General features: G+C 63.7%; 24 protein-coding genes and 1 pseudogene. 18 read left to right on the top strand and 7 right to left on the bottom strand.

Annotated elements, in window-relative coordinates:
- Positions 1-59 precede the first annotated feature (59 nt).
- On the top strand, positions 60-1,076 hold the full coding sequence (locus tag AC0L18_RS16600; protein ID WP_473493326.1) for a zinc-binding alcohol dehydrogenase family protein: 1,017 nt from the start codon (positions 60-62) through the stop codon (positions 1,074-1,076).
- 7 nt (positions 1,077-1,083) lie between these two features.
- Here AC0L18_RS16600 and phnF read toward each other — a convergent pair whose 3' ends face one another.
- Positions 1,084-1,833 (bottom strand): phosphonate metabolism transcriptional regulator PhnF, encoded by a 750-nt coding sequence (phnF, locus tag AC0L18_RS16605; protein WP_473493327.1) that lies wholly within the window; start codon positions 1,831-1,833, stop codon positions 1,084-1,086.
- A 123-nt stretch (positions 1,834-1,956) separates the two neighbouring features.
- Between phnF and phnG the strand changes: the two genes are divergently transcribed.
- The 11 genes and pseudogenes from phnG to phnE (AC0L18_RS16660) all read left to right on the top strand — a co-directional run bounded on the left by phnG (position 1,957) and on the right by phnE (AC0L18_RS16660) (position 11,904).
- On the top strand, positions 1,957-2,421 hold the full coding sequence (gene phnG, locus AC0L18_RS16610; protein ID WP_473493328.1) for a phosphonate C-P lyase system protein PhnG: 465 nt from the start codon (positions 1,957-1,959) through the stop codon (positions 2,419-2,421).
- The gene (gene phnH, locus AC0L18_RS16615) at positions 2,421-3,032 is read left to right on the top strand and encodes a phosphonate C-P lyase system protein PhnH (protein ID WP_473493329.1); all 612 of its coding nucleotides are present in this window, start codon (positions 2,421-2,423) and stop codon (positions 3,030-3,032) included. Before phnG ends, phnH begins: the two co-directional genes overlap by 1 nt.
- Position 3,033: 1 nt before the next feature.
- A complete protein-coding gene (locus tag AC0L18_RS16620) occupies positions 3,034-4,143 on the top strand; it encodes a carbon-phosphorus lyase complex subunit (protein WP_473493330.1) in 1,110 nt (369 codons plus the stop codon).
- Positions 4,140-5,051: an alpha-D-ribose 1-methylphosphonate 5-phosphate C-P-lyase PhnJ gene (locus tag AC0L18_RS16625; RefSeq protein WP_473493331.1), complete on the top strand. Its 912-nt coding sequence runs from the start codon at positions 4,140-4,142 to the stop codon at positions 5,049-5,051. Before AC0L18_RS16620 ends, AC0L18_RS16625 begins: the two co-directional genes overlap by 4 nt.
- Entirely contained in the window at positions 5,048-5,824 is a 777-nt protein-coding gene (gene phnK / locus AC0L18_RS16630) for a phosphonate C-P lyase system protein PhnK (protein ID WP_091595419.1), read from the top strand. The genes AC0L18_RS16625 and phnK overlap by 4 nt, the downstream gene beginning before the upstream one ends.
- A 2-nt stretch (positions 5,825-5,826) precedes the next feature.
- Complete coding sequence (gene phnL, locus AC0L18_RS16635) at positions 5,827-6,534, top strand: phosphonate C-P lyase system protein PhnL (protein ID WP_473493332.1); 708 nt, start codon at positions 5,827-5,829, stop codon at positions 6,532-6,534.
- Positions 6,531-7,151 (top strand): DapH/DapD/GlmU-related protein, encoded by a 621-nt coding sequence (locus tag AC0L18_RS16640; RefSeq protein ID WP_473493333.1) that lies wholly within the window; start codon positions 6,531-6,533, stop codon positions 7,149-7,151. The genes phnL and AC0L18_RS16640 overlap by 4 nt, the downstream gene beginning before the upstream one ends.
- Positions 7,152-7,372: 221 nt before the next feature.
- On the top strand, positions 7,373-8,230 hold the full coding sequence (gene phnC / locus AC0L18_RS16645) for a phosphonate ABC transporter ATP-binding protein (protein WP_473493334.1): 858 nt from the start codon (positions 7,373-7,375) through the stop codon (positions 8,228-8,230).
- Between the two features lie 160 nt (positions 8,231-8,390).
- Positions 8,391-9,299 (top strand): phosphonate ABC transporter substrate-binding protein, encoded by a 909-nt coding sequence (gene phnD / locus AC0L18_RS16650; protein WP_473493335.1) that lies wholly within the window; start codon positions 8,391-8,393, stop codon positions 9,297-9,299.
- A 74-nt stretch (positions 9,300-9,373) separates the two neighbouring features.
- A pseudogene (phnE, locus tag AC0L18_RS16655) lies at positions 9,374-10,349 on the top strand (phosphonate ABC transporter, permease protein PhnE).
- A gap of 4 nt (positions 10,350-10,353) precedes the next feature.
- Positions 10,354-11,904 carry a phosphonate ABC transporter, permease protein PhnE gene (gene phnE, locus AC0L18_RS16660; protein WP_473493336.1) on the top strand — a complete coding sequence of 517 codons (1,551 nt, stop codon included), beginning with the start codon at positions 10,354-10,356 and terminating at the stop codon, positions 11,902-11,904.
- Here phnE (AC0L18_RS16660) and AC0L18_RS16665 read toward each other — a convergent pair.
- The 3 genes from AC0L18_RS16665 to AC0L18_RS16675 form a co-directional block, all read right to left on the bottom strand.
- Positions 11,892-12,773: a sugar phosphate isomerase/epimerase family protein gene (locus AC0L18_RS16665; protein WP_473493337.1), complete on the bottom strand. Its 882-nt coding sequence runs from the start codon at positions 12,771-12,773 to the stop codon at positions 11,892-11,894. The two genes, phnE (AC0L18_RS16660) and AC0L18_RS16665, sit on opposite strands and share 13 nt — an antisense overlap.
- Positions 12,774-12,806: 33 nt before the next feature.
- Entirely contained in the window at positions 12,807-13,994 is a 1,188-nt protein-coding gene (locus tag AC0L18_RS16670) for a Gfo/Idh/MocA family protein (protein WP_473493338.1), read from the bottom strand.
- 152 nt (positions 13,995-14,146) lie between these two features.
- Entirely contained in the window at positions 14,147-15,202 is a 1,056-nt protein-coding gene (locus AC0L18_RS16675) for a sugar phosphate isomerase/epimerase family protein (RefSeq protein WP_287121486.1), read from the bottom strand.
- Between the two features lie 394 nt (positions 15,203-15,596).
- Between AC0L18_RS16675 and AC0L18_RS16680 the strand changes: the two genes are divergently transcribed.
- The 5 genes from AC0L18_RS16680 (at position 15,597) to AC0L18_RS16700 (ending at position 19,855) form a co-directional block, all read left to right on the top strand.
- Positions 15,597-16,484, top strand: coding sequence for a sugar phosphate isomerase/epimerase family protein (locus tag AC0L18_RS16680; protein WP_473493339.1), 888 nt, complete (start codon positions 15,597-15,599; stop codon positions 16,482-16,484).
- A 79-nt stretch (positions 16,485-16,563) separates the two neighbouring features.
- Complete coding sequence (locus AC0L18_RS16685) at positions 16,564-17,733, top strand: mandelate racemase/muconate lactonizing enzyme family protein (protein ID WP_473493340.1); 1,170 nt, start codon at positions 16,564-16,566, stop codon at positions 17,731-17,733.
- 2 nt (positions 17,734-17,735) lie between these two features.
- Entirely contained in the window at positions 17,736-18,452 is a 717-nt protein-coding gene (locus AC0L18_RS16690; RefSeq protein ID WP_473493341.1) for a FadR/GntR family transcriptional regulator, read from the top strand.
- Position 18,453: 1 nt separating this feature from the next.
- A complete protein-coding gene (locus tag AC0L18_RS16695) occupies positions 18,454-19,434 on the top strand; it encodes a hydroxyacid dehydrogenase (protein WP_473493342.1) in 981 nt (326 codons plus the stop codon).
- Between the two features lie 43 nt (positions 19,435-19,477).
- Positions 19,478-19,855, top strand: coding sequence for a hypothetical protein (locus tag AC0L18_RS16700; RefSeq protein ID WP_473493343.1), 378 nt, complete (start codon positions 19,478-19,480; stop codon positions 19,853-19,855).
- An 11-nt stretch (positions 19,856-19,866) separates the two neighbouring features.
- Here AC0L18_RS16700 and AC0L18_RS16705 read toward each other — a convergent pair whose 3' ends face one another.
- Positions 19,867-21,162 (bottom strand): amidase, encoded by a 1,296-nt coding sequence (locus AC0L18_RS16705; protein ID WP_473493344.1) that lies wholly within the window; start codon positions 21,160-21,162, stop codon positions 19,867-19,869.
- A 59-nt stretch (positions 21,163-21,221) separates the two neighbouring features.
- Positions 21,222-22,130: an SDR family oxidoreductase gene (locus AC0L18_RS16710; RefSeq protein WP_473493345.1), complete on the bottom strand. Its 909-nt coding sequence runs from the start codon at positions 22,128-22,130 to the stop codon at positions 21,222-21,224.
- 105 nt (positions 22,131-22,235) lie between these two features.
- Here AC0L18_RS16710 and AC0L18_RS16715 point away from each other — a divergent pair, with 105 nt between their 5' ends.
- Complete coding sequence (locus AC0L18_RS16715) at positions 22,236-22,808, top strand: TetR/AcrR family transcriptional regulator (RefSeq protein ID WP_473493346.1); 573 nt, start codon at positions 22,236-22,238, stop codon at positions 22,806-22,808.
- Between the two features lie 56 nt (positions 22,809-22,864).
- On the opposite strand, the gene AC0L18_RS16720 is transcribed toward AC0L18_RS16715, so the two are convergent.
- Complete coding sequence (locus AC0L18_RS16720; protein ID WP_473493347.1) at positions 22,865-24,076, bottom strand: MFS transporter; 1,212 nt, start codon at positions 24,074-24,076, stop codon at positions 22,865-22,867.
- Positions 24,077-24,110: the final 34 nt, after the last annotated feature.

Here is a 24,110-nt window from a genome sequence, read left to right on the forward strand (position 1 = left end):
TAGCAACCGCCGGCCCGGCGCTAGGGCCGGCCGGGCCGTGAACCAACTGGATAAAAAGCATGAAAGCCGTCATCTGCCGTTCGCCCGGCGAGCTTGTTGTGGAAGACCGCCCGGCGCCGAGCACACCACCGCCGGGCTGGGCGCTGGTCGCGGTCAGTCATGTCGGCATCTGCGGCACCGACTATCACATCTTCGAGGGCAAACATCCGTTCCTCGCCTATCCCCGTGTCATGGGTCACGAGGTCTCCGGCACCGTGATCGAGGCCGGCGAAGGCGTCGATCTGGCTGTGGGCGAGCCGGTGATCATCAATCCTTATCTCGCCTGCGGCAAATGCATCGCCTGCCGGCAAGGCAAGCCGAATTGCTGCGTCGGGATCGAAGTGCTCGGCGTCCACCGCGACGGCGCCATGTGCGAACGGATCCTGGTGCCGGCGCAAAATCTTTATCCGGCCAACGGCCTGTCGCTGGCCGATGCCGCCGCCGTCGAATTCCTGGCGATCGGGGCGCATGCCGTGCGGCGCTCGCTGGCTGATCCCGGCGCGCGCGCGCTGGTCATCGGCGCCGGGCCGATCGGCCTCGGCACAGCGCTGTTTGCCCGCATCGCCGGCCTCGACGTGACGCTGCTCGACATGAGTGCGGAGAGGCTGGGTTTTGCTGCAAGCGAACTCGGCTTCGCCACCCTCGACGGTTCGCGGCAGTCTGCGACCGATCTGGTGCGCGAGGCGACCAACGGCGAAGGTTTTGACGTGATTTTCGATGCCACCGGCAACACCCAGTCCGTGCAGTCGGCGTTCGCCCATGTCGCGCATGGCGGGACGCTGGTCCTGGTCAGCGTCGTCAAGGACGACATCGTCTTTTCCGATCCCGAATTCCACAAGCGTGAGATGACGCTGATCGGCAGCCGCAACGCGCTGCGCGCCGACTTCGACCATGTCGCCGCATCGATCCGCAACGGCGCGGTGCCGCTGGCAAAGCTCGTCACCCATCGCACGACGCTTCGCGACACGCCGCGCGACCTCGCCCGCTGGGCGCATGCAAAATCCGGCCTGATCAAGGCCGTCATCCAGGTCGGATGAACCGGACCTAAAGCGCCGATATCTTGAGCTCGACCCGCTCGGCCGGAAACCGCGTTTCGGCGAACTGGATCGGCTGGCCGTCCGGCGTGACGTTGACGGCGACCGTGACCAGCACGATGGCGCCGGGCTGCAGATCGAGATCGGCAAGGTCGGCAGCGTCCGCGTGGCGGGCCGACAGCACCGTCGATTGCCTGAGATAGTCACCGATGCCGAAACGCTGGAATGAGGCGGTCACCGATCCGGTTTCGGCCATGGCGGCATCGATGCCGGCGAAGCGAGCCGCATCGAACCAGCCGGTGGCACGCGAGACCGGTTGCCCATCGGCTTCGCCGCGCGTCTCGAGGCGTATGACAGTCGAACCCCTGGCAAGCCTCAGCCCTTCGGCGACGCGCCGGCTGGCCGGCTCGACCGCCGATTCGAGCAGCACGCTGCGGCGCTCCGACGCCTGCCCTTGCAAGCCCTCCGAAAAACGGGTGCGCGCTCCGATCGGATAGGACAGGCGCTTGCGCGACAGCACAAAAGTGCCGCGCCCCTGTTCGGCCCTGAGCACGCCATCCTGCACCAGTGCGGCAATGGCGCTACGCACCGTATGGCGGTTGACGCCATAGCGCTCGGCCAGTGCAACTTCCGGTGGCAACGCAGCATTCTCGGCAAAGTCGCCGACGGCGATCGAATGCAGGATCTGGTCGGCGATCTGCCGCCACAGCGCGACGCCGCTGCGCCGCTCCAAGCTGCTGGCCATCTGCTGACCGATCATCTCTTTGCCCCGATCTTTTTCGCGCTGTCATCCATCCGTCATGGACACGCTTTAGAAAATAGCTACAATTTGTATAATTGTCTACATCATTATACAAATTTGCAACGAGAAGGAACGGCGGCCATGCGAGGACAGGAAGCGCGCGATCAGCAGCTTGAGCGCAAGGCCGTCATGGCGACGCTGGCGCAATCGACCGGCGACGATATCGTCCGCCTCTGGAACGAAGCCGGCCTGCCTTCGGAAGCAGAGCTCCTGCGCGGCCCCGAAACCGGCCTGGTCACCGTGCGTGGCCGCATCGGCGGCGGCGGCGCGCCGTTCAACGTCGGCGAGGCGACGGTCACCCGCGCGACGGTGCGGCTTGCCTCGGGAGAAGTCGGCCACTGCTACGCGCTGGGCCGTGACAAGCAGAAAGCAAGACTGGCGGCGATCGCCGACGCGCTCTGGCAGAATCCCACAAGCCGCAACGAGGTCGAGAGCAAACTCATTGCGCCGCTGCAGGCCGCACTGGCCAGCCGACGTGAGCGGCGGCGCGCCGAGACGGCGGCAACGAAGGTCGATTTCTTCACCATGGTACGCGGAGAAGACTGATGGCTATCGCAACCCAGGCGATCGAGGGCGGCTTTGCCGATCCGGTGTTCGACGCTCAGACGGTGTTCCGCGCCGTGATGGACGCAATGGCGCGGCCGGGCACCCTGCAGCCTCTGCCAGTCTTTGCCCGCCCCCCCGCGCCGCTGTCGGCCACCGCGGGCGCCATCGCGCTGGCGCTGTGCGACAACGACACGCCGCTGTGGCTCGACCTCGTCTTGCAGGCCCCGGCAGCGATAAAATCCTGGCTCGGCTTCCACAGCGGCGCGCCACTGGCTCACACGCCAGCCGATGCGCATTTCGCGCTGATCGCCACGCCGGCCGAAATGATGGCGCTCGACGGCTTTTCACAAGGCACCCAGGACTATCCCGACCGCTCGACGACGCTGATCCTGCAGGTCAGCGATCTCGTCTCAGGCGCCCCGCTGCTGCTCGAAGGTCCTGGCATCGAAACTACCGCGACAATTGCGCCGGCGCAGATGCCGCCCCACTTCGTCGAACAATGGAAGCAGAACAATCAGCGTTTCCCCCGTGGTGTCGACATTATCCTCGCCACCCCGGAAGGCGTTGCCTGCCTGCCGCGCACGACGCGCATCAAGACGATGGAGGCGTGATATGTATGTCGCAGTAAAAGGCGGTGAAGCGGCCATTGCCAACGCCCACGCCCTGCTCGCCGACCGCCGCCGCGGCGACCGTTCCGTGCCGGCGCTTCGCCTGGACCAGATCGTCGAGCAGCTGGCGCTCGGCGTCGACCGGGTGATGAGCGAAGGCTCGCTCTACGATCGTGAATTGGCGGCGCTGGCCATCGTTCAGGCGCGCGGCGACATGATCGAGGCGATTTTCCTGGTTCGCGCCTATCGCACCACGCTGCCGCGCTTCGGCTACACCAGGGCGATCGACACCGGCGCGATGCTGGTCGAGCGGCGCGTGTCGGCGACCTACAAGGATCTGCCCGGCGGCCAGCTGCTCGGCCCGACCTTTGACTACACGCATAGGTTGCTCGATCCCGAGCTTGCCGCCGGCGGCGATGTCGCCGAGCCGCTGCAGCGCGCCAGCGACGCGGAAGCCATGCCGCGCGTCTCTGCCATCCTTGCCCGCGAAGGCCTGATCGAGCCTGACGGCGACATGCCGCAGGACCATGTCCCCGGCGACATCACCCGCGAGCCGCTGGAATTCCCGATGGCGCGCGACATCCGCCTGCAGGCGCTGTCACGCGGCGACGAGGGTTTTTTGCTGGCGCTCGGCTATTCCACCCAACGCGGCTATGCCCGCAACCATCCGTTCGTCGGCGAGGTTCGCATCGGCGAGGTCGAGCTGGAACTCGACGTGCCGGAGCTGCCTTTCGCCGTACCTCTCGGTTCTGCGCGTGTCACCGAGTGCCAGATGGTCAACCAGTTCAAGGGCTCGGCCAAGGCGCCGCCGCAATTCACCCGCGGCTACGGCCTCGTCTTCGGCCAGAGCGAGCGCAAGGCGATGGCCATGGCGCTCTGCGACCGCGCGCTTCGCGCAACCGAACTCGGCGAAGATGTCGTCGCCGCTGCCCAGGACGAGGAATTCGTCATCTCGCATTCCGACAATGTCCAGGCGACCGGCTTCGTCGAGCATCTGAAGCTGCCGCACTATGTCGACTTCCAGGCCGAGCTTGACCTGGTGCGCCGCATGCGCGCCGAGCACGACGCCAGCGAGAATGGCAAGATGGAAGAAAAAAGGGAGGCCGCGGAATGACCGCACAACCGACCGACATCGCCACCTACAACTTCGCCTATCTCGACGAACAGACCAAGCGGATGATCCGCCGCGCGATCCTCAAGGGCATCGCCATTCCCGGCTATCAGGTGCCGTTCGCCTCGCGCGAAATGCCGATGCCCTATGGCTGGGGCACCGGCGGCGTCCAGGTTACCGCTTCGATCATCGGCCCCGACGATGTGCTGAAGGTCATCGACCAGGGCGCCGACGATACCACCAATGCGGTTTCGATCCGCGCCTTCTTCAAGAAGGTCGCAAATGTCGCCGTCACCACCGACACGGCGAAGGCGACCATCATCCAGACCCGCCACCGCATCCCCGAGCACCCGCTGACCGCAGGCCAGGTGCTGGTCTATCAGGTGCCGATTCCCGAGCCGCTGCGCTTCCTCGAGCCGCGCGAGACGGAAACGCGCAAAATGCATGCGCTGGAGGAATACGGCCTCATGCATGTAAAACTCTACGAAGACATCGCCCGGCACGGCCGCATCGCCACCACCTATGCCTACCCGGTCAAGGTGGAGGGTCGCTATGTGATGGACCCGTCGCCGACGCCGAAGTTCGATAACCCGAAAATGCACCGTTCGCCGGCCCTGCAACTGTTCGGTGCCGGCCGCGAAAAGCGCATCTATGCGCTGCCGCCTTTCACTGACGTAGTCAGCCTCGACTTCGAGGACCATCCGTTCGAGGTGCAGACCTTCGACCAGCCCTGCGCACTGTGCGCGGCCGAAAACGTCTATCTCGACGAGGTCATCCTCGACGACCATGGCGGCCACATGTTCGTCTGCTCCGATACCGACCATTGCGAGAAGCGGCGCGAGCAAGGCCATCACGGCCACCTTGCGCCTGAAACCCCTCCTGCCCTGGAAAAAACGGAGCCGGCGCAATGACCGACGAGCCGCTGCTGCGCGTTTCCGCGCTGTCCAAGTTCTACGGTTCGCGCATAGGTTGCGAGAACGTCAGCTTCGACCTGTGGCCGGGCGAGGTGCTGGCAGTGGTCGGCGAATCCGGATCCGGCAAGACGACGCTGCTCAACTGCCTGTCGACCAGATTGCTGCCGAGCTCCGGCACCGCCAGCTACCGCATGCGCGACGGCCAGTTCCGCGAGCTTTACCGCATGAGCGAGGCCGAGCGCCGCTTCCTGATGCGCACCGACTGGGGTTTTGTCCATCAGAACCCCGCCGACGGGCTGCGCATGACGGTTTCGGCCGGCGCCAATGTCGGCGAGCGGCTGATGGCGGTCGGCGATCGCCACTATGGCAAAATCCGCGCTACCGCCGTCGACTGGCTGTCGCGCGTCGAGATCGACGAGGACCGTATCGACGACGAACCGCGCGCCTTTTCCGGCGGCATGCGCCAGCGCCTGCAGATCGCCCGCAACCTCGTCACCGGGCCGCGGCTGGTGTTCATGGACGAGCCGACCGGCGGCCTCGACGTTTCCGTGCAGGCGCGCCTGCTCGACCTGTTGCGCGGCCTGGTCACCGATCTCGGTCTCGCGGCGATCGTCGTCACCCACGACCTTGCGGTGGCGCGTCTGCTGTCGCAACGCATGATGGTGATGAAGGACGGCCGCGTCGTCGAAAGCGGCCTCACCGACCGCGTGCTTGACGATCCCCGCGCGCCCTACACCCAGCTTCTCGTTTCTTCCATTCTGCAGGTGTGATCATGGCAACCCCGCTCGTCGTCTCCGATGTCGCCAAGAGCTTCACCATGCATCTGCGTGACGGCATCAGATTGCCGGTCGTCGCCGGCGTGTCGTTCTCGATCAGGAGCGGCGAATGCGCCGTGCTCGGCGGCCCCTCCGGCGCCGGCAAGAGCTCGATCCTGAAGATGCTCTACGGCAACTATGCCGTCGATGCAGGCCAGATCATCGTCCAGCACGAGGACGGGCTCATCGATCTGGCGACGGCCAGCCCACGCACCGTGTTTGCCGTGCGCCGCCTCACGATCGGCTATGTCAGCCAGTTCCTGCGCACAGTGCCGCGCGTCTCGGCGCTGGATGTCGTCGCCGAACCGCTGGTCGAGCGCGGCGAGGACCGTGAGATTGCGCGCGACAAGGCACGCGCCTTGCTGGCGCAACTCAACCTGCCGGAAAAGCTCTGGGCACTGCCGCCGGCGACCTTTTCCGGCGGCGAGCAGCAGCGCGTCAACATCGCGCGCGGCTTCATCACCGAGCACCCGATCCTGCTGCTCGACGAGCCGACAGCCTCGCTCGACGCCAGCAACCGCGACGTGGTGATTGCGCTGATCGCGGCCAAGAAGGCGGCCGGCGTCGCCCTGCTTGGCATCTTCCACGATCACGACGTGCGCGAGGCAGTGGCCGACCGCGTCATCGACGTGACCGCTTTTGCCGCCGGGAAAATCGCCGCATGACCCGAAAACTGTCGGAAACGCCGCTGGTCCACGAAACGGCGGAAGTCGACAACTCGACGCTCGGCCGCTGGACCGAGATCGCCGAACGCTGCCGGCTTTCGGAAAGTACGCTCGGCGACTATTCCTACATGATGCAGGACTGCAGCGCCTGGTGCGCGACGATCGGCAAATTCGCCAACATCGCCGCCAGCGTGCGCATCAACGCCACCAACCATCCGACCTGGCGGCCGACGCTGCACCATTTCACCTATCGCGCCTCCGACTATTGGGACGACGCCGAGCACGAGAGCGAATTCTTTGCGCAGCGCCGCGCCAAACGGGCCACCATCGGCCACGACACCTGGCTTGGCCACGGCTCGACCATCCTGCCCGGCGTCAGCGTCGGCGACGGTGCGGCGGTCGGCGCCGGCGCCGTGGTGTCGAAGGACGTCGCGCCCTACACCATCGTCGGCGGCGTGCCGGCCAAACCGATCCGCGAACGCTTCGACCGCCGCACGGCGGAACGCTATCAGGCACTTGCCTGGTGGGATTGGGACCACGCCCGCCTGCGCGCCGCGCTCGACGATTTTCGCGCGCTTTCGGCGGAAGCATTTCTGGGAAAATACGGCAGTTGGTGAATGGTCAATAGTGGATGGCGGCAGGGAAGCCGTTCTTGTCACCATTCACCATTCACCATTCACCATTCACCATTCACTTGATCGAACTGCGGCCGCTGGCTCGCCCTTTCCAGCCTGTGGACGGTAACAAAACTGACATCAATCCGACACCGCGGTTTCACGCGGCTGCGCTAGCCAAGGCTAACAGACCTTCGAAACGCGACTGGACTGGAACTTTGCCTATGTCAGCAATCTCAGCCACGCTCGAAATCCGCGGCGTCACCCGTCGGTTTGGCAGGAACACCGCCGTCAGCAATGTCGACATCTCGATCCCTCACGGCCAGATGGTCGGCATCATCGGCCGCTCGGGCGCCGGCAAGTCGACGCTTTTGCGCATGATCAACCGCCTCATCGATCCGAGCCAGGGCTCGATTTTCTTTGACGGCGCCGAAGTCTCCAGCCTGCGCGGCTCGCTGCTCAGGCGCTGGCAGCGCGATTGCGCCATGATCTTTCAGCAATTCAACCTGGTGCCGCGTCTCGAAGTGCTGACCAATGTACTGCTCGGCCGGCTCAATCACCGCTCGACCGTTGTCAATCTGCTCGGTGTCTTCTCCCGCGAGGAACGGGCCGAGGCGATCGCAGCGCTCGAGCGTCTCGACATCGCCGGCACGGCGCTTCAGCCGGCCGGCACCTTGTCCGGCGGCCAGCAGCAGCGCGTCGCGATTGCCCGCGCCATGATGCAGCAGCCGAAAGTCATCCTCGCCGACGAGCCGATCGCCTCGCTCGACCCGCTCAACGCCAAGGTGGTGATGGATTCGCTGCAGGACATCAATCTGCGCGAGGGCCTCACCGTGGTCACCAATCTGCACACGCTGGATACCGCGCGCAACTATTGCAACCGCATCATCGGCATGGCCGCCGGCAAGGTGGTGTTCGACGGCCCGCCCGAAGAGCTCAATCGGGAGGCCTTGCGCATGGTCTATGGCGCCGACAGCAATGGCGGCGAAATCTCCGAGGCGATCACTTCGACCAGCGTCACCATCAAGCAAAAAATCGTCGCATCCGCCGGACCGCTCGAGCCCGCATTTCCCGGCTATTAGGTCCACGATCCGGCAAGTGGATACCGGTATACGAGTATACGAAAGCGGACGACGAAAGAGCGCCTGGACCGCCAGTCCGCATCAAGGCCGGGCATAACAAAGCGCCGTCAAAATTCGAACGCTGCCGGCGCGATGTCGGAACCAACAGGAGAGACGCGAAATGTTTAGAAAAATACTTTTCGGTGCCGTTTCCATCCTCGCCATGGCGGTGGGCGCGGTTCAGGCACAGGATCTGAAGGAATTCCGCGTCGGCATTTTGGGCGGCGAGAACGAAGCCGACCGCCTGCGCAACTACCAGTGCTTTGCCGACCACATCAAGCAAGTCCTCGGCGTCGAGAAAGTTTCGCTGTTCCCGGCCGCCGACTACGACGGCGTCATCCAGGGCCTGCTCGGCGGCACGCTCGACTTTGCCGAGCTCGGCGCTTCCGCCTACGCCAAGGTCTATCTCGAAAACAAGGACGCGGTTCAACCGATCCTGACGACGATCCAGACCGACGGCTCGACCGGCTACCGTGCGGTCATGGTCGCGCGTGCTGATTCCGGCATCAAGACGCTCGCCGACATGAAGGGCAAGAAACTCGGTTTCGCCGATCCCGATTCAACTTCTGGTTACCTGATCCCGGTCACGTCACTGCCCAAGGACATCGGCATGGATGTGAAGAGCTACTTCGCGTCGACCGGTTTCGGCGGCGGCCATGAACAGCTTGTCCTTGAAGTCCTGAAGGGCACCTTCGATGCCGGCACCACCTGGGCCTCCGGCGTCGGCGACTTCAACGACGGCTACAGCTCAGGCAATCTGCGCAAGATGGTCGACAAGGGCGTCCTCAAGATGGATGACCTCGTCGAACTGTGGCAGTCGCCGCTGATCCCGAACGGCCCGCTGGTATTGCGTACGTCGATCGACGCCGGCGCCAAGCAGAAGATCACCGATTTCCTGACCAAGCTCCCGGAAACCGATCCGGCTTGTTTCTCGGCAATTCAAGGCGGCGAGTACAAGGGCTATTCACCGGTCACCCCGGAATTCTACCAGCCGATCATCGACGCCCGTAAGGCGAAGATCGGCTCGTAAGGGAAACTGCCAAAACGCCGCCGGAGCCATGTGCTGCCGGCGGCGTTGCTGCATCAGGGGCCGGGGATCTATCGATGAGTGCGACCGAAATTTACCGCGCGCCCGCGCTTTCACCGGAGGGAGCCACCGTCGAGCGACACTGGCGCGACCTCGCCGCCCGCCGGCGCCTTTACACGATCGGCGGCCTGGTTTTCCTGTTTCTTGCACTCTCCGGCTCGCTCTGGTTCGCCAACGAAACCAACGCCGGAAAGTTCTTCGACCGCCTTCCCAATGTCGCCGACTTTTTCGCCGAGTTGAAGCCGCGCGACTGGTTCGACCCGGCGCGTGCGCTGTTCGACCTGCCGTCCCCCTATGACGACGGCAGCCTCAAGTTCGACTACCCGGAGGGCCGGGTCTACCTCACCCAGAGCATTTACATTCCGGAGTATTTCCACCGGATGGTCGAGACGCTGAACATTGCCCTGTTTTCGACGCTGGTGGGCGCCACATTCGGCTTCCTCCTCTGCTTCTTCGCCGCAGGCAATATCACGGCCAGCCGCTGGCTCCGTTTCGCTACCCGCCGCTTCCTTGAAATTGTCCGCGCCTTTCCGGAAATTGTCATTGCCGGCTTTTTCCTGGCGATTTTTTCTCGCTAAGGCCGATTCCTGCGATCATTGCGGTCAGCATCCATACCGTCGGCGCGCTCGGAAAATGTTCTTCGAAGTCGTCGAAAATGCCGACATGAAGCCTGAAGAAGGCTTGCGTGCCGTTGGCGCCAACGGGGTCGAGCGGGTGTGGTTCGGCATAGTGCCCCAAGTCCTGCCCAACTTCATCAGCTATTTCCTGCTCCGCTTCGAGATCAATGTGCGCGCTTCGACCATACTTGGCGCCGTCGGCGCCGGCGGCATCGGCGAATCCCTGCGTCTTTCGATCGGCCGGGGCCATGAGGCCAAGACCATCGCCATCGTCTTCCTACTGTTCTGCACGATTGTCGCCGTCGACCAGCTTTCGGCATGGCTAAGACATCGTCTTGTCGGCCGGCAGGCGTTCGCATACGGGCGCGGAGAGTAGTGCAATGAATGCCGATGCCATCAACGACGTCGCCGCTCGCCACCCGGATGCTTTCCGGCGCTCGCTGTGGAAGCGCTACGCCACCCCGATCGGCATGCTTCTTTGCATTCTCTACACCTTCTACTGCGCGTGGTTCTTCTCGGTCGCCGCCGTTCTGGAAAAGGCGAACTGGAACCTTGCCGGCGCTTATCTCGCCGACTGGGTGTCTTACGAAATCCGGCCCGACATCGAATTCAAGGACAATCATCTGACAATCGACTACTCCCGCTTCTCCAAGCTGGGATCCAATCCAGATCCCGACTGGGTGGCCAAGCAGATGGCCGTCATCGAGCGGCAGGTCGAGACAGCGCCGGCACCGGCGATCGCGACCAACAAGTCGTCGCAGGATTCGTTCATGGCGCCTGGCGCGCCAACTGCCGAGAACCCGGCCGCCCCGTCGGGCCAATCCGCTCCTGCGGTGCCTGAAACGGTGCGCGAAAACGCCGTCGTGGCGGCGACCGTCACTCTTGGCAATGGCCAGATCGCCGTCACGCCAAACCTGGTCACCGTGACGCGCGGCGCCGAAACCGTCGTCTTTGACATCGCCAAGGGCAGCTCTGTGACACCGCGCACACCGCTGCCTAACTGGATCGAGCAACGCAGGCCAGGCTCGACAGCCTATGTCTCGTTGGGATTTCTCGGCCGCGCTGAGGTGCAGAACGACGAGGTGGTCGCCTGGCGACGTTTCTTCGGCTGGGCCAATTTCGTGTTCGATACGAACTCGCCATTCTGGGGAAAGCCGTTCGGCGAGGTCGCTTCACTGATCGTTTCCGGGGCACGCATCGACCCGTCGCGGTCAAACGCGGCGCTCGCCTGGGACAACATTTTGAACAATGCCGAGTGGCAGCACGGCGACGTCTGGCTGAAACTCTTGCAGACCATCGTCATGGCTTTTGTCGGCACCGTGCTGGCCTCGATCGTCGCCTTTCCGCTCGCCTTCCTGGCTGCGCGCAACGTCACGCCGAGCCGCATAGCCAACCAGGTGACAAAGCGCTTCTTCGATTTCCTGCGCTCGGTCGACATGCTGATCTGGGCGCTGTTTTTTACGCGCGGCTTTGGTCCTGGGCCGCTGGCCGGCATGTCGGCTATCTTCTTCACCGACACCGGAACCCTGGGCAAACTTTATTCCGAGGCGCTGGAAAACATCGACGACAAGCAGCGCGAGGGCATCCGCTCGGTTGGCGCCACCCCGGCAATGGTGCAGCGCTACGGCGTGCTGCCCCAGGTTCTGCCGGTATTCCTCAGCCAATCCCTTTATTTCTGGGAATCCAACACCCGGTCAGCGACGATCATAGGCGCTGTCGGCGCCGGCGGCATCGGCCTGAAATTGTGGGAGGCCATGCGCACCAACACCAACTGGGCCAATGTTTTCTACATGGTTCTGCTGATCCTGCTTGTCGTTTTTATCTTCGACAGCATCTCCAGCTATCTCCGCCGCAAGCTGATGGGGACCGTCGCAAACAGCAATGATGAGCGGCGCGTTTCCGCCCGCCCGCCGGCAGCTCAGATCGCCTGAGAGGAAGGCTGCGTCCAGGCACCAGCCTTTTTCCAGCCGCTCTTGATGTGCTTGTAGCCGTCGCGGTAGACGGCTTCCGGGCTTTCCGAAAAATCGCGCCACACCTTGGTAGCCGCCGCCAAATCTTTCAGCGAGCGGCCGAAGGCCTCGATCGTCAGCCAGTCGTCATAGCCGCTCTTGCGGATGGCCGAAAACGTCTCTTGCCACGGAATATGGCCGCGCCCCGGCACGCCGCGATCATTCTCCGAAATATGGATATGGACGACATTTTTGCGGTTGCACGTATAGGCGCCGATCGCGTCGGTCTCTTCGATATTGGCGTGGAAAGTGTCGTACATCGCCTTGATGTGCGGCCGATCGATTGCGTCGACATGCTCCGACAGATCGTCCATTGTGTTGAGCAGATAGCATTCGAAGCGGTTGAGCGCCTCCAGCCCGATGGTGACGTTTTTCTTGCCGGCATGGTCGCCGATGGCGCGTTGCGAGGCGACGGAGCGCTTTTTCTCCGCCGCCGTCGGCCCACTACCGGAGAAGGCGCCGAGCGTCGAATGCAGCGGGCCGCTCAGCGTCTTGGCGCCAAGCGCTTGTGTGCAGTCGATCGCCCATTTCATATAGTCGATGCCGGCTTTGCGCGTTGAGGCATCGGCCGAGATCAAATTCATCGCCGGATCGCCCATCGCCGAAACGGCGGTGCGCTCCAGCCCGATGCGGTCGAGCAGCGCACCGAGCTTTTTGTAGTCGTCCGGCGTCCCGGCAAAGATCGGTATCTCGACGCCGTCGAAGCCGGTCGCCTTGATATCCCTGAGCAGCGGCTCGTGTTTCTTCGACACGGCCGTCGTCCACAAAAACATGCACATGCCGATTTTCATCGACGCCCCTTCCTCATGATTTCCGGTTATTTTCTAGAGCTTCGTCCAGGCTGCGTTCTTCTTCGACGATTTCACGCAGGCCTCGATGAATGCCATGCCTTCGACACCGTCCTGGATGGTCGGGAAGATGACATCCTTAGCCGGCTTGCCACCCTTCCGGCGCGCCGCGCGGATGGCGCGGGCCGCCTCCTGGTAGATGTTGGCGAAGCCTTCGAGATAGCCTTCCGGATGGCCTGACGGAACGCGGCTGACACGCCCGGCGACGGGCAGCGCGCCGGCGCCATTTCGAGTGATCAACTGCTTCGGCTGGCCGAACGGCGTGTACCAGAGGTAGTTCGGGTCGGCCTGCACCCATTCAAGCCCCCCTTTCGAGCCGTAGATGCGCAGCTTCAGCCCGTTCTCGTGGCCGGGCGCCACCTGGCTCGCCCACAACATGCCCTTGGCTGGGTGCGACTTGCCGACCGGCTTGAAGCGCAGCATCACATTGACATTGTCGTCGAGTTGCCGCCCCGGCACGAAGGCGTCGAGATCGGCGGAAAGCGCATCGAGCTCAAGCCCGCAGACGAAGCGTGCGAGATTGTAGGCATGCGTGCCGATGTCGCCCAGCGCCCCGCCGGCGCCGGCCTGTTTGGGATCCGAGCGCCACGCTGCCTGCTTCTGGCCGGTGGCGGCAAGGTCCTCGGTCAGCCAATCCTGCGGATATTCCGACTGCACGATGCGAATGTCACCGAGCTGCCCCTTGGCCACCATCTCGCGCGCCTGCCGCACCATCGGATAGGCGGTGTAGTTGTGGGTGAGGACAAAGACCTTGCCGGTCTTTTCGACCAGTGCCGCCAGCTTCTTCGCTTCCGCCAACGTCGTCGCCAGCGGCTTGTCGCAAATGACGTGGATGCCGGCTTCGAGAAACGCCTTCGCCGCCGGCACATGCACATTGTTGGGCGTGACGATGGCCACCGCCTCGATGCCGTCCGGCCGCTTGGCCTCGGCCTTGGCCATCTCGGCGAACGAGCCGTAGCTGCGCGCCGGATCGAGCCCAAGCTCCTCGGCCGACGCCTTGGCACGCGCCGGGTCGGATGACAGGGCACCGGCGACCAGCGCGAACTCATTGTCCATGCGCGCCGCGATCCGGTGCACGGCGCCGATGAAGGCGCCTTGCCCGCCGCCGACCATGCCGTAGCGGATCGGGCCGCCTCCCGTTTCCGACTTCGATGCGCCGACCATGATTTTTCTCCCTCGTTGTTGCTTGCCCTCCCCCTTGAGGGGAGGGTCGACGCGTAGCGTCGGGGTGGGGTCGCCGGGCGTGGAGCGCGGCATGAGCCGACCCCACCCGGCCCTTCGGGCCACCCTCCCCTCAAGGGGGAGGGGAAAAAGTGCTAGATTCCCATCATGGCGCGCAGCACCTTTTTATCGGTCGCGCCGCCGGCGAAGTCGTCGAATGCCTTTTCCGTCACCCTGATGATGTGATGCTGGATGAAGGGCGCGCCTTCGGCCGCGCCATCCTCGGGGTGCTTCAGGCAGCACTCCCATTCCAGAACCGCCCATGAATCGTAGTCATACTGCGCGAGCTTGGAGAAGATGCCGCCAAAGTCCACCTGGCCATCGCCGAGCGAGCGGAAACGCCCGGCCCGGTTCGTCCAGCTCTGATAACCGGAATAGACGCCTTGCCGGCCGGTCGGATTGAACTCGGCATCCTTGGCGTGGAAGGCCTTGATCCGCTCGTGATAGATGTCGATGAATTCGAGATAGTCGAGCTGCTGCAGCAGGAAATGCGACGGGTCGTAATTGATATTGCAGCGCTTGTGGCCGCCGACCGCGTCAAGGAACATCTCGAATGTCGCACCGTCGAAGACGTCCTCGCCCGGATGGATCTCGTAGCCAACATCGACGCCATTGTCCTCATAGACGTCGAGGATCGGCTTCCAGCGCTTTCCCAGTTCGGAAAACGCTTCCTCGATCAATCCCGCCGGCCGTTGCGGCCACGGATAAAGGTAGGGAAAAGCCAACGCTCCACAAAACGACACCGACGCCTTGAGCCCGAGGTTCTTCGAAGCCTTGGCGCCGAACTTCATCTGTTCGACCGCCCATTGCTGCCTGGCCTTCGGATTGTTGTGCACCGCAGGCGGTGCGAAGCCGTCGAACTGCGCGTCATAGGCCGGATGCACCGCCACCAACTGCCCCTGCAAATGCGTCGACAGCTCGGTGATCTCGACGCCGGCATCGCTGCAGATGCCCTTCACCTCGTCGCAATAGGCCTGGGAAGATGCCGCTTTCTCGAGGTCGAACAGCCGGCTGTCCCAGGTCGGGATCTGCACGCCCTTGTAGCCCAGCCCGGCCGCCCATCTGGTGATCGACGGCAGCGAATTGAACGGTGCGGCATCGCCCGCGAACTGCGCCAGAAACAGCCCAGGACCTTTCATTGTCGACGGCATCGGCATCCTCCCTCATTATCCACGACCAAGCATAGCGCCGATTGAAAGCAGGGCCAGCCTGTTTGGTCTTTTCTCGACAGGCGCTAGTGCGCGCCGCCATTCTGGTATTACCAAATATGCTCATTTGGTCAAGCGCTGCCGCGCACAAGCAGCGCTGCGCAAATTGCCGGGAAACGGGCAAATATGCCAGTCTAATCAAATAAATAATCATGGGCCGGGGCTGCCTTGCAGGATTTCTTGCCGTCCAGATGAAATTGCTGTAGACCTCTTTTCACGCCCAATTGGTCGAACCAGTTACGACGAATGCTGGAGCGCCTTGGGGAGGAACCATGCAACGCAATCTGGGGTGCGTCGCAGGCGAATTGTTACAGGCGAATTCTGGGAAGGACAGGCCATGCATCTTTCGACGCACAACTGGATGCGGGCGGAACCGCTGGAGACGACGCTCAAGCGCATCAAGAAATTCGGCTATGAGTCGATCGAGATTTCCGGCGAGCCCGCGCAGTACAAGATCAATGAGACACGTGCCCTCCTGAAGGAGCACGGCATTCGCTGCTGGGGGGCGGTGACGCTGATGCTGGGCGAGCGCAATCTCGCCGCCAGGGACCAGGGCCAGCGCGAGCGCTCGGTGCAGTATGTCAAGGACGTGCTGACGATGATCAGCGAACTCGACGGCGAGATCATCACGCTCGTTCCCGCCACGGTCGGCAAGGTGGTGCCGGACGGCACCGAGGAAGAAGAATGGGAATGGGTGGTCGACGCCACCAGGGAATGCTTTACCCATGCCAAGAAAGTGGGCGTCAAGATCGCGGTCGAGCCGCTCAACCGCTTCGAGACCTACCTGTTCAACCGCGGCGCCCAGGCGCTGGCGCTGGCCGATGCGGTCAGCCCCGAATGCGGTGTCTGCCTTGACGCCTATCACCTCCATATGGAGGAGTTCAACGTCTACGATGCCATCCGGCAGGTCGGAAACCGCCTGTTCGATTTCCACGTCGCTGACAACAACCGCTTCGCCGCCGGTCTCGGACAGATCGACTGGCCGAAGATCGTCGGCACCCTGAATGAAGTCGGTTACGACGGCGCGTTGACCAACGAGTTCGTCGCCCCTGTCGACCGCACGCCGGCTGCTCCCTATCCCGACATGGTCGAACGCAACCCGGTCGACATCTCGCCGGAGCAGCTCAAATTCATCCAGGACCACGGTTCCAGCGTGCTCACGGAAAAATTCTACACCGACCAGATGCGCATCACCGCCGAAACGCTGCTGCCGCTGATCAAGTAATCGATCTCTGGAAACGAGCCTTTCCGACGGCGGCCCCTAACGGCGGCGGCCCCTAACGGCGGCAAGGCAGAGGATGAACATGCGCATCAAGACGGTCCAAGCCTGGTGGGTCCGCATACCGATCGAAGCCGCGCGGCAGCACCGCAGCGACTTCGGTCAGGTGACGACGTTCGACGCCGCAATCCTGCGTATCGAGACCGCCGATGGGCTGGTCGGCTGGGGCGAAGGCAAGAATGCCGCCGGCAGCACGGGCAGCTATGGCGCTCTCGTCCACATGCTGAACCACGAGGTCGGCCCGCAGCTGATCGGCTGCGATCCGGCCGACATCGGGGTGATCTGGGAGATGCTCTACAATGGCGTGCGCCACGACAGCGCCGCGCAAAACGGCCACGCCATGCCGCAATTGGCGCGGCGCGGCATCAGCATCGCCGCGATCAGCGCCGTCGATATCGCATTGTGGGATATTCTGGGCAAGTCGTTGGGGCTTCCGGTCTGGCGGCTGCTCGGCGGCCGCAAGCTTGACCGCATGCCGGCCTATGCTTCCGGCGGCTGGGCCTCCACCGAGGCAATCGGCGAGCAGTTGAAATCCTATATCGCCAAGGGCGGCTTCAAGGCGCTGAAGATGCGGATCGGCGCGATGGACGGCGCTCCGCACAATTCCGCCGCCCGCGTCCGCGCCGCAAGACAGGCGCTCGGCCCCGACGTCGACCTGATGGTCGATGCGCACGGCACCTATACGGTGGCGGAAGCCAAACGCTTCATCCATCTCGCCGGCGATCTCGATCTGGCCTGGTTCGAGGAGCCGGTCATCGCCGACGACAAGCCTGGGATGGCCGAAGTGCGGGCGTCCGGCTTCATCCCAATCGCCACCGGCGAAAGCGAAGCGACGCGCTATGCGTTCCGCGACCTCGCCACGCTCAAGGCTGCCGACATCTTCCAGCCTGACCCGGCCTTCTGCGGCGGCATCAGCGAGGCAATGAAGATCGGCACCATCGCCAGCGCCTTCAATCTGCGCTTCGCGCCGCATCTGTGGGCCGGCGCGCCTTGCTTCTTTGCCGGGCTGCATGTCTGCGCTGCTTCGCCGGCCAGCTTTACCGTCGAATATTCGCTCGGCGCCAATCCGATGATCCACGATCTGATCGAGGAGACTGTCGAAGCAAAGGACGGCATGATAGCGATCCCCGAGAAGCCTGGACTGGGATTCACCCTTTCGGAACGTTTCCTGGAGGCGCACGCGCTACGCGGCTGATCATGAAAGAAAAGAACCTTCTCGCGGAACTCGCCGCCTATCTGTTCTCGCACTCCGACAAGGCGACCGGCCGAACGCCGTCGGAGCGAGAACTGGCGGAGCATTTCGCCGTCAGCCGCGGCCAGATCCGGGAGGCGCTGGCCATCCTTGAAGCCATGCGCATCGTCGAGCGCCGAGCCAAGTCCGGCATCTACATCGACACCAAGCAGGCCAGTGTCGAAGCGATGGCGCTTTTTGCCAAGGCCGGCCTGCCGCTCGATCCGATCCAGATCTACGAGACCGTCGAGTTGCGCAAGATCCACGAGATCAAGGCTGCCGAGCTTGCCTGCTCGCGCGCCACCGAGGAAAATTTCGAGCGGCTGCGCGAAATCCTGAAGGCTTCGGAAGACCGCATTGCGGCGGGCGAGGGTCTCGCCAAGGAGGACCGCGAATTCCACCTCGAGATCGTGCGGGCAACCAAGAACAGCGTTTTTCACAATATATGCAGCCTCTATTACTTGATGGGCGAGCAACGCCTGCCGATCTACTTCAACGATCCCGAACGCAACGTGCGTTCGCATGCCGAGCACATCCAGATCTACGAGGCGCTGCTGCGCCGCGACGGCAACCTCGCCCAGGCGCTGATGAGCGCCCATCTGCAAGGCGCGGAAAGCTACTGGAAAGGCCTGATCGAGGGCGGTGGGGCAGAACCTCACGGTCCAGCGCTCGAGGCGGTCTGATATGCCTAAAATCCTGACGACACACACGCTGCACCCGCGCGCCTCCGCCATGCTTTCTGGCGCCGGCGAACTCGTTGTCGCCTCCGCCCTCGATGCCGACACGCTAGCGACTGAGGCGAGGGACGCCGATATCATCATCGTTCGCGCGCCGCTGCCGGCAGCGCTTTTCGAAGGGGCGACGAAGCTCCGGGCGGCAATCCGCCACGGCGCCGGGCTCGACATGGTTCCCATGGAAGCCGCCACGGCGGCTGGCGTGCTGGTGGCAAACGTGCCGGCGGTCAATGCGCGCTCGGTCGCCGAATACGTGATGTTCGCGGCGCTGGCACTGCTGCGGCGGTTCCGCGTGGTCGACCGCGACTTGCGGGCGAAGGGCTGGCTGGCCGGCCGCGACCACACCATTCTCGCCAGCGAGCTCGCCGGCAAGACGATCGGCATTGTCGGCCTCGGCGCCATCGGACAGGCAGTCGGCCATATCGCGGCGCATGGTTTCGAGCTGAACGTGGTAGCGACGACGCGCAGCATGAGGCCGGCGCCGGACAGGGTCGGGTTCCTGTCGATCGATGCGCTGGTCGAACAGAGCGACATCATCGTTCTGTGCTGCCCGCTGACAGCGGAGACGCGCGGCCTGATCAACCGCGAGCGCATCGGTCGAATGAAGCCGCACGCGCTGCTGATCAATATTTCGCGCGGGCCGGTGATCGACGACGAGGCGCTGATCGAAGCCCTGCAGAAGGACCGTATCGGCGGTGCCGCGCTCGATGTCTTTGCGACGCAGCCGCTGCCTTCAGATCACCCCTATTTCGGCTTCGACAATGTCATTGTCACGCCGCACATGGCCGGCATTACCGAGCAGTCGATGATGCGCATGGGCGTCGGTTCGGCTGATGAAACCTTGCTGGTGCTGGCCAACAAATTGCCGATCAATCTGCGCAATCCCGAAGTCGTCGAGCATTACCGGCGGCGGTTCCCGGCCGACGCGTAACGCTACCGCCGTATCGCCCAATTTCTGCACGACGCTGCACCCCATGCTCGTTTTTCGCCGCACCCCGCTGCTCGTTTCGATCTGCGTCCTGCCCTCGGTCGCCGCAGCCGACAGCAATTACGTCTATTGCGACAACGGCCTGCGGTGCGTGATGGCGCCCTGTCCGTCGAACAGCGCGCTCGACCTTGCCACGGGCAAGATCATCCAGGGCGTGTCGATCGACATCGAGGAACTGCCGCCGCAGGACAAGGCACCTGATCTTTCGGACAAGCTCTACGCCGGCAAGGTCGTCGTTGTTGGCTCCATCGAGAACCGAACCCAGACCCTCAACGGCAAGCAATACACTCTGCCATGGCTGGTCGCGACCGGTATCGAACGCGCGTCCAGGGACAGCGAAAGGGGCCACTGTTCGTCGCATTGAGGTTCACATCTTCAACGGCCAAGCAGTGCCTCGACTTCCGCCGCGATGCGCAGCAGACGGTGGTCGTCGCCGTGGCGCGCCACCAGCATCAGCCCGGCCGGGCGCGCCATTCCCGGCATCGGCAGCGAGATCGCGCAGAGGTCGAACTGGTTGGCGACCTGCGTGTTGCGTAGCAGAAGGCCTTCCGTGCGCTCACACAGAGCTTCGTCGCTGGTCATCGACACGATGGTCGGCGCGGTGACCGGCGTGGTCGGCAGGGCCAACACATCGACAGACGCCAGCCGCTGGTCCATGGCGGCGACAAGCGCCGTGCGGCGGCGGATTGCCCTTATATAGGCCGTGGCCGGAACGGCGGCGGCGCGCGACAACGGCTCGCTCACCCGCGGATCGACCGGCGTCGTCGGACCTGTCGCCAGCCAATCTGCATGGACCGCGGCGCCCTCCATTGCCGCGATCGAGGCCCGCCTGGTTACAGCGCGCAAATCGGCAAGGAGGTCATCGATGGACAGATCGGCGAGGCGTGCACCGGCGAGTTCCAGCTTGCGAGCACATCGCTCGAACGCCGCCGCGATATCTTCTTCGGTATCTTCGAAGAGCACGCCGTAGGGAAAGCCGATGCGCAGCCCGGCAAGCGGAAGCGGAACAAGAGTCGCGAACTCTTCGCCCGCCATTACCGCGTCGGCTGCCGCACATTCGGCGACGGTGCGCGCAAGCGGGCCGATAGAGTCGAGCGTGTCGGACAGCGGGAAAACGCCATCGCGGGACACGCGCCGCGCCGTCGGCTTGAAGCCGACGACACCGTTCAGCGCCGCCGGAATACGCACCGAGCCGCCGGTGTCGGAGCCGATCGATATCTCGCTTGTGCCTTCGGCAACGGAAACACCGGCGCCGGAGGAAGAGCCGCCCGCGATCCGGCCGGTGTCGGTCGCATTGCCGGGCGTGCCGTAATGCGGGTTGACGCCGATCGCGGTGAAGGCGAATTCGGTCATGTTGGTCTTGCCGAAGATCACCGCGCCCGCTTGCCGCAGCCGCCGCACGATGACGGCATCCCGCAGCGCCGGCGCTGCGGTGCTGAGCAACAACGAACCGGCCGTGGTCGGCTCGCCGGCGACATCGAACAGGTCCTTGATCGACAGAATTGTTCCGTCGAGCGGCCCGAGCGTCACGCCGGCTCTGCGCCTGGCATCGGCGGCGTCGGCTGCTGCTCGTGCGGCTTCCGGATAGAGTTTTACGAATACGCTTTCATTGTCGGCGCGGACGGTGAGACGCGAAAGGACGGCTTCGAGGCGGTCGCGGGCTGATTGCATGGCACAGTCTACTTTTTTATTGTTGCCCGAACAGCCCAGCACACTGACGTCGATGGCTTCTAGCGATAGCCAGTCGCATCCGCTGGTTTGCCGGCGTCCTGAACCTCGGGAACGTAGCGCCACGCGTCAGGCCGCGAGCCGTCGAGATCGGTAAAGCCGTAGACCTGCGCCAGCCCGCCACTCGACAGCGACTGTCCGTTCCAGCGCGAACGGTCCGGGTCCGCCGCAAGCGCCGCCACTGCGCGCCCGATAAAGCGCGGGGTCTCGGAAATGACGAAATGCGGCACTTTTGCTGTCGCATCACGCCAGTTGTCCTCGGTCACCCCGAAAGCTTCCAACATCATTTCCGAACGCAGCCAGCCGGGTGTCAGCGAAATCGAGGTGGCGCCGTGCGCGGCGAGGTCCTTGGCATAGGCCCAGGCCATACGGGTCACCGACACTTTGGCGAGGTCATAGAACGGTGAGAGCCGATAATGCTCGGCATTATACTCCGCGGTGCCGTCGGTGACTTCGACCAGCAGGCCGCCCGGGCGCTCGATCAGAAGCTGCAGCGCGTAATGCGCGGTGATCAGATGCGTGTCGATGCCCAGCCGCAACATGCGCAAACCATTGGTGAGATCATGTTCCCAGACCGGCTTGTTCCATTCGAACAGTTTCTCGCCGCCCCAAATGTCGTTGACCAGCACATCGAGGCGGCCCTGCTCGGCACGTATCCGGTCGACCAGCTTGCGCACGTCTTCGGCAACCAGATGGTCGACTTGCACAGCGATGCCATGGCCGCCTTGCGCTGAAACAAGCTCCGCCGTTTCTTCGATCGTTTCCGGTCGGGCGTATTCGGACTGATGCGCGCGTGTCGTCCGCCCGGTGACGTAGACCGTCGCGCCCACGGCACCCAGTTCGACAGCAATACCTCTCCCCGCACCGCGCGTGGCGCCAGCGACCAAAGCGACTTTTCCCTGAAGCGTCATTGAACCTCCCCAGACTCTAACCAACCAATGCTCTGACCAACCAATGCTGGCCTTCTTCAATGTTAAGGTATATAAATGATCATTCGGTTATAAATGGATGTCAAGATGCCTCGGCAAAAAACGCAATCCGACGAGGACGTGCTGGAAGCGGCGCACCGGCTGATCCACAGGCATGGCCCGGAGGCACTCACATTTGAACGGCTGTCCCAAACTTGCGGGCTCTCCGGCTCGACCCTGGTGCAGCGTTTCAAGAACAAGGCCACGCTCAGGCAAAGAACCTTGCTGCAGGCATGGGACAGGCTGGACGCGAAGACGACAAAGCTCGCAGACGCGACGCCGAGAACCCCTGCTGGCGCGATCGAGTTGCTGGTGGCGCTGTCGCGTGACTATGGCGGCATCGAATCCTATGCCGAGGGCCTGCTCGTCCTGCGCGAAGATCTGCGCGATCCGGTGCTTCGCGCGCGGGGGGCGTCGTGGAAGGCATCCCTGTGCAACATCCTCGACTCTTGCTTTGCCTCTGTCGTCGACACGCCGTTGGACATCGGCCTGCTGATGGCATCGCACTGGCAAGGCTCGCTGCTTTGGTGGAGCTTCGACCCGAAGGCCGAAGTTGCATCCTACGTCGAAGACAGTCTGGGCCGTTTTGTCACCGCAATCGTCACGGCCCGAAAACCATAACCGATATTCGGGCCAGTTCTTGGAGGCGTCCTAGGTGGGACGCACCTACGGATGGCTTAGGTTGCGCTCCTCGGGCCGAGCAGGAACGCCGCCAAGGCCGCCAGCAACGTCGCGATCCCGCAATAGGCGAACGCGCTGGCAACGCCGGCATTGTCGACCAGCAGGCCGCCGAAAACGGCGCCCAGTGCGATCGCCACCTGGAACGTGGCGACCATCAGCCCGCCAGCGCTTTCAACCTGGTCGGGAGCGGCTCGCACCAGCCAGGTCTGCAGCCCGACCGGCACCGCGCCAAAGGCAAAACCCCAGGCGGCCACCGCGATCGCCGCCACCGCGGGCGAGGCGCCGACGGTCAGCAGCAGAAGTGCTGCGACTGCAATCAGCAGCGGCGCCAGGCCCACCGCGGTCTTGAGGCTGCGTTCGGCCATGAAGCCGCCGGCAAAATTGCCGAAGAAGCCACCGATGCCGTAGGCGAGCAGCACAAGCGAGATCGTCTCGATGTCCAGCGCGGGCACCTTCTCGAGAAACGGGCGGACATAGGTGAAGCCGGCAAAATGTCCCGAGGCGACCAGCAGGACCACCAGAAGCGCAACCCTGATCATCGGCCGCTTTATTACCTCCAGCAAGGTCCGAAAGCTTGCCACGCCCGCCGGCGGCAGCTTCGGAAGGGTGGCGATCTGCACGAGCAGCGCCAGGGCGCCGACAACAGCCGCGATCATGAACGCCGTTCGCCATCCCCAGATGTCGCCGACATAGGCACCGACCGGGGCCGCACAGACGGTCGCCACCGAAACGCCGGTGAGGATGATCGACATGGCGCGCGGCATCAGCCGCATCGGGACAAGCCGCATCGCCATGGCCGCCGACATCGACCAGAAGCCGCCGAGGCTGATCCCGAGCATGATGCGGGCGATCAGAAGGACGGGAAGCGAGGACGCAAACGCCGCCAACAGGTTCGACAGGATCAGCAGCACGGTCAGTCCCCACATGACGAGCCTGCGGTCCAGCCGTTTGGTGACGATGGCCATGGTCGGAGCGGCTATCGCGCCGACAACGGCGGTTGCCGTCACCGCCTGGCCGGCAGTGCCTTCGGTCACACCGAGATCCTGCGCCAGCGGCGTCAGCAGGCTGGCAGGCAGGAATTCCGCGGTCACCAGCCCAAACACACCGAGCGCGAGGGATACGACCGCCCCCCACGCCGGCTCGGCTCGTTCATCGGTTTCCGCCGGATCGAGAACGGCTGACATGACGCCTGTCGCGGGTTCGGTCATGATGGGATCTCCGATCTGGTTGCGGCGCAACATT

This window comes from Mesorhizobium sp. WSM4819 (genome assembly GCF_055811215.1).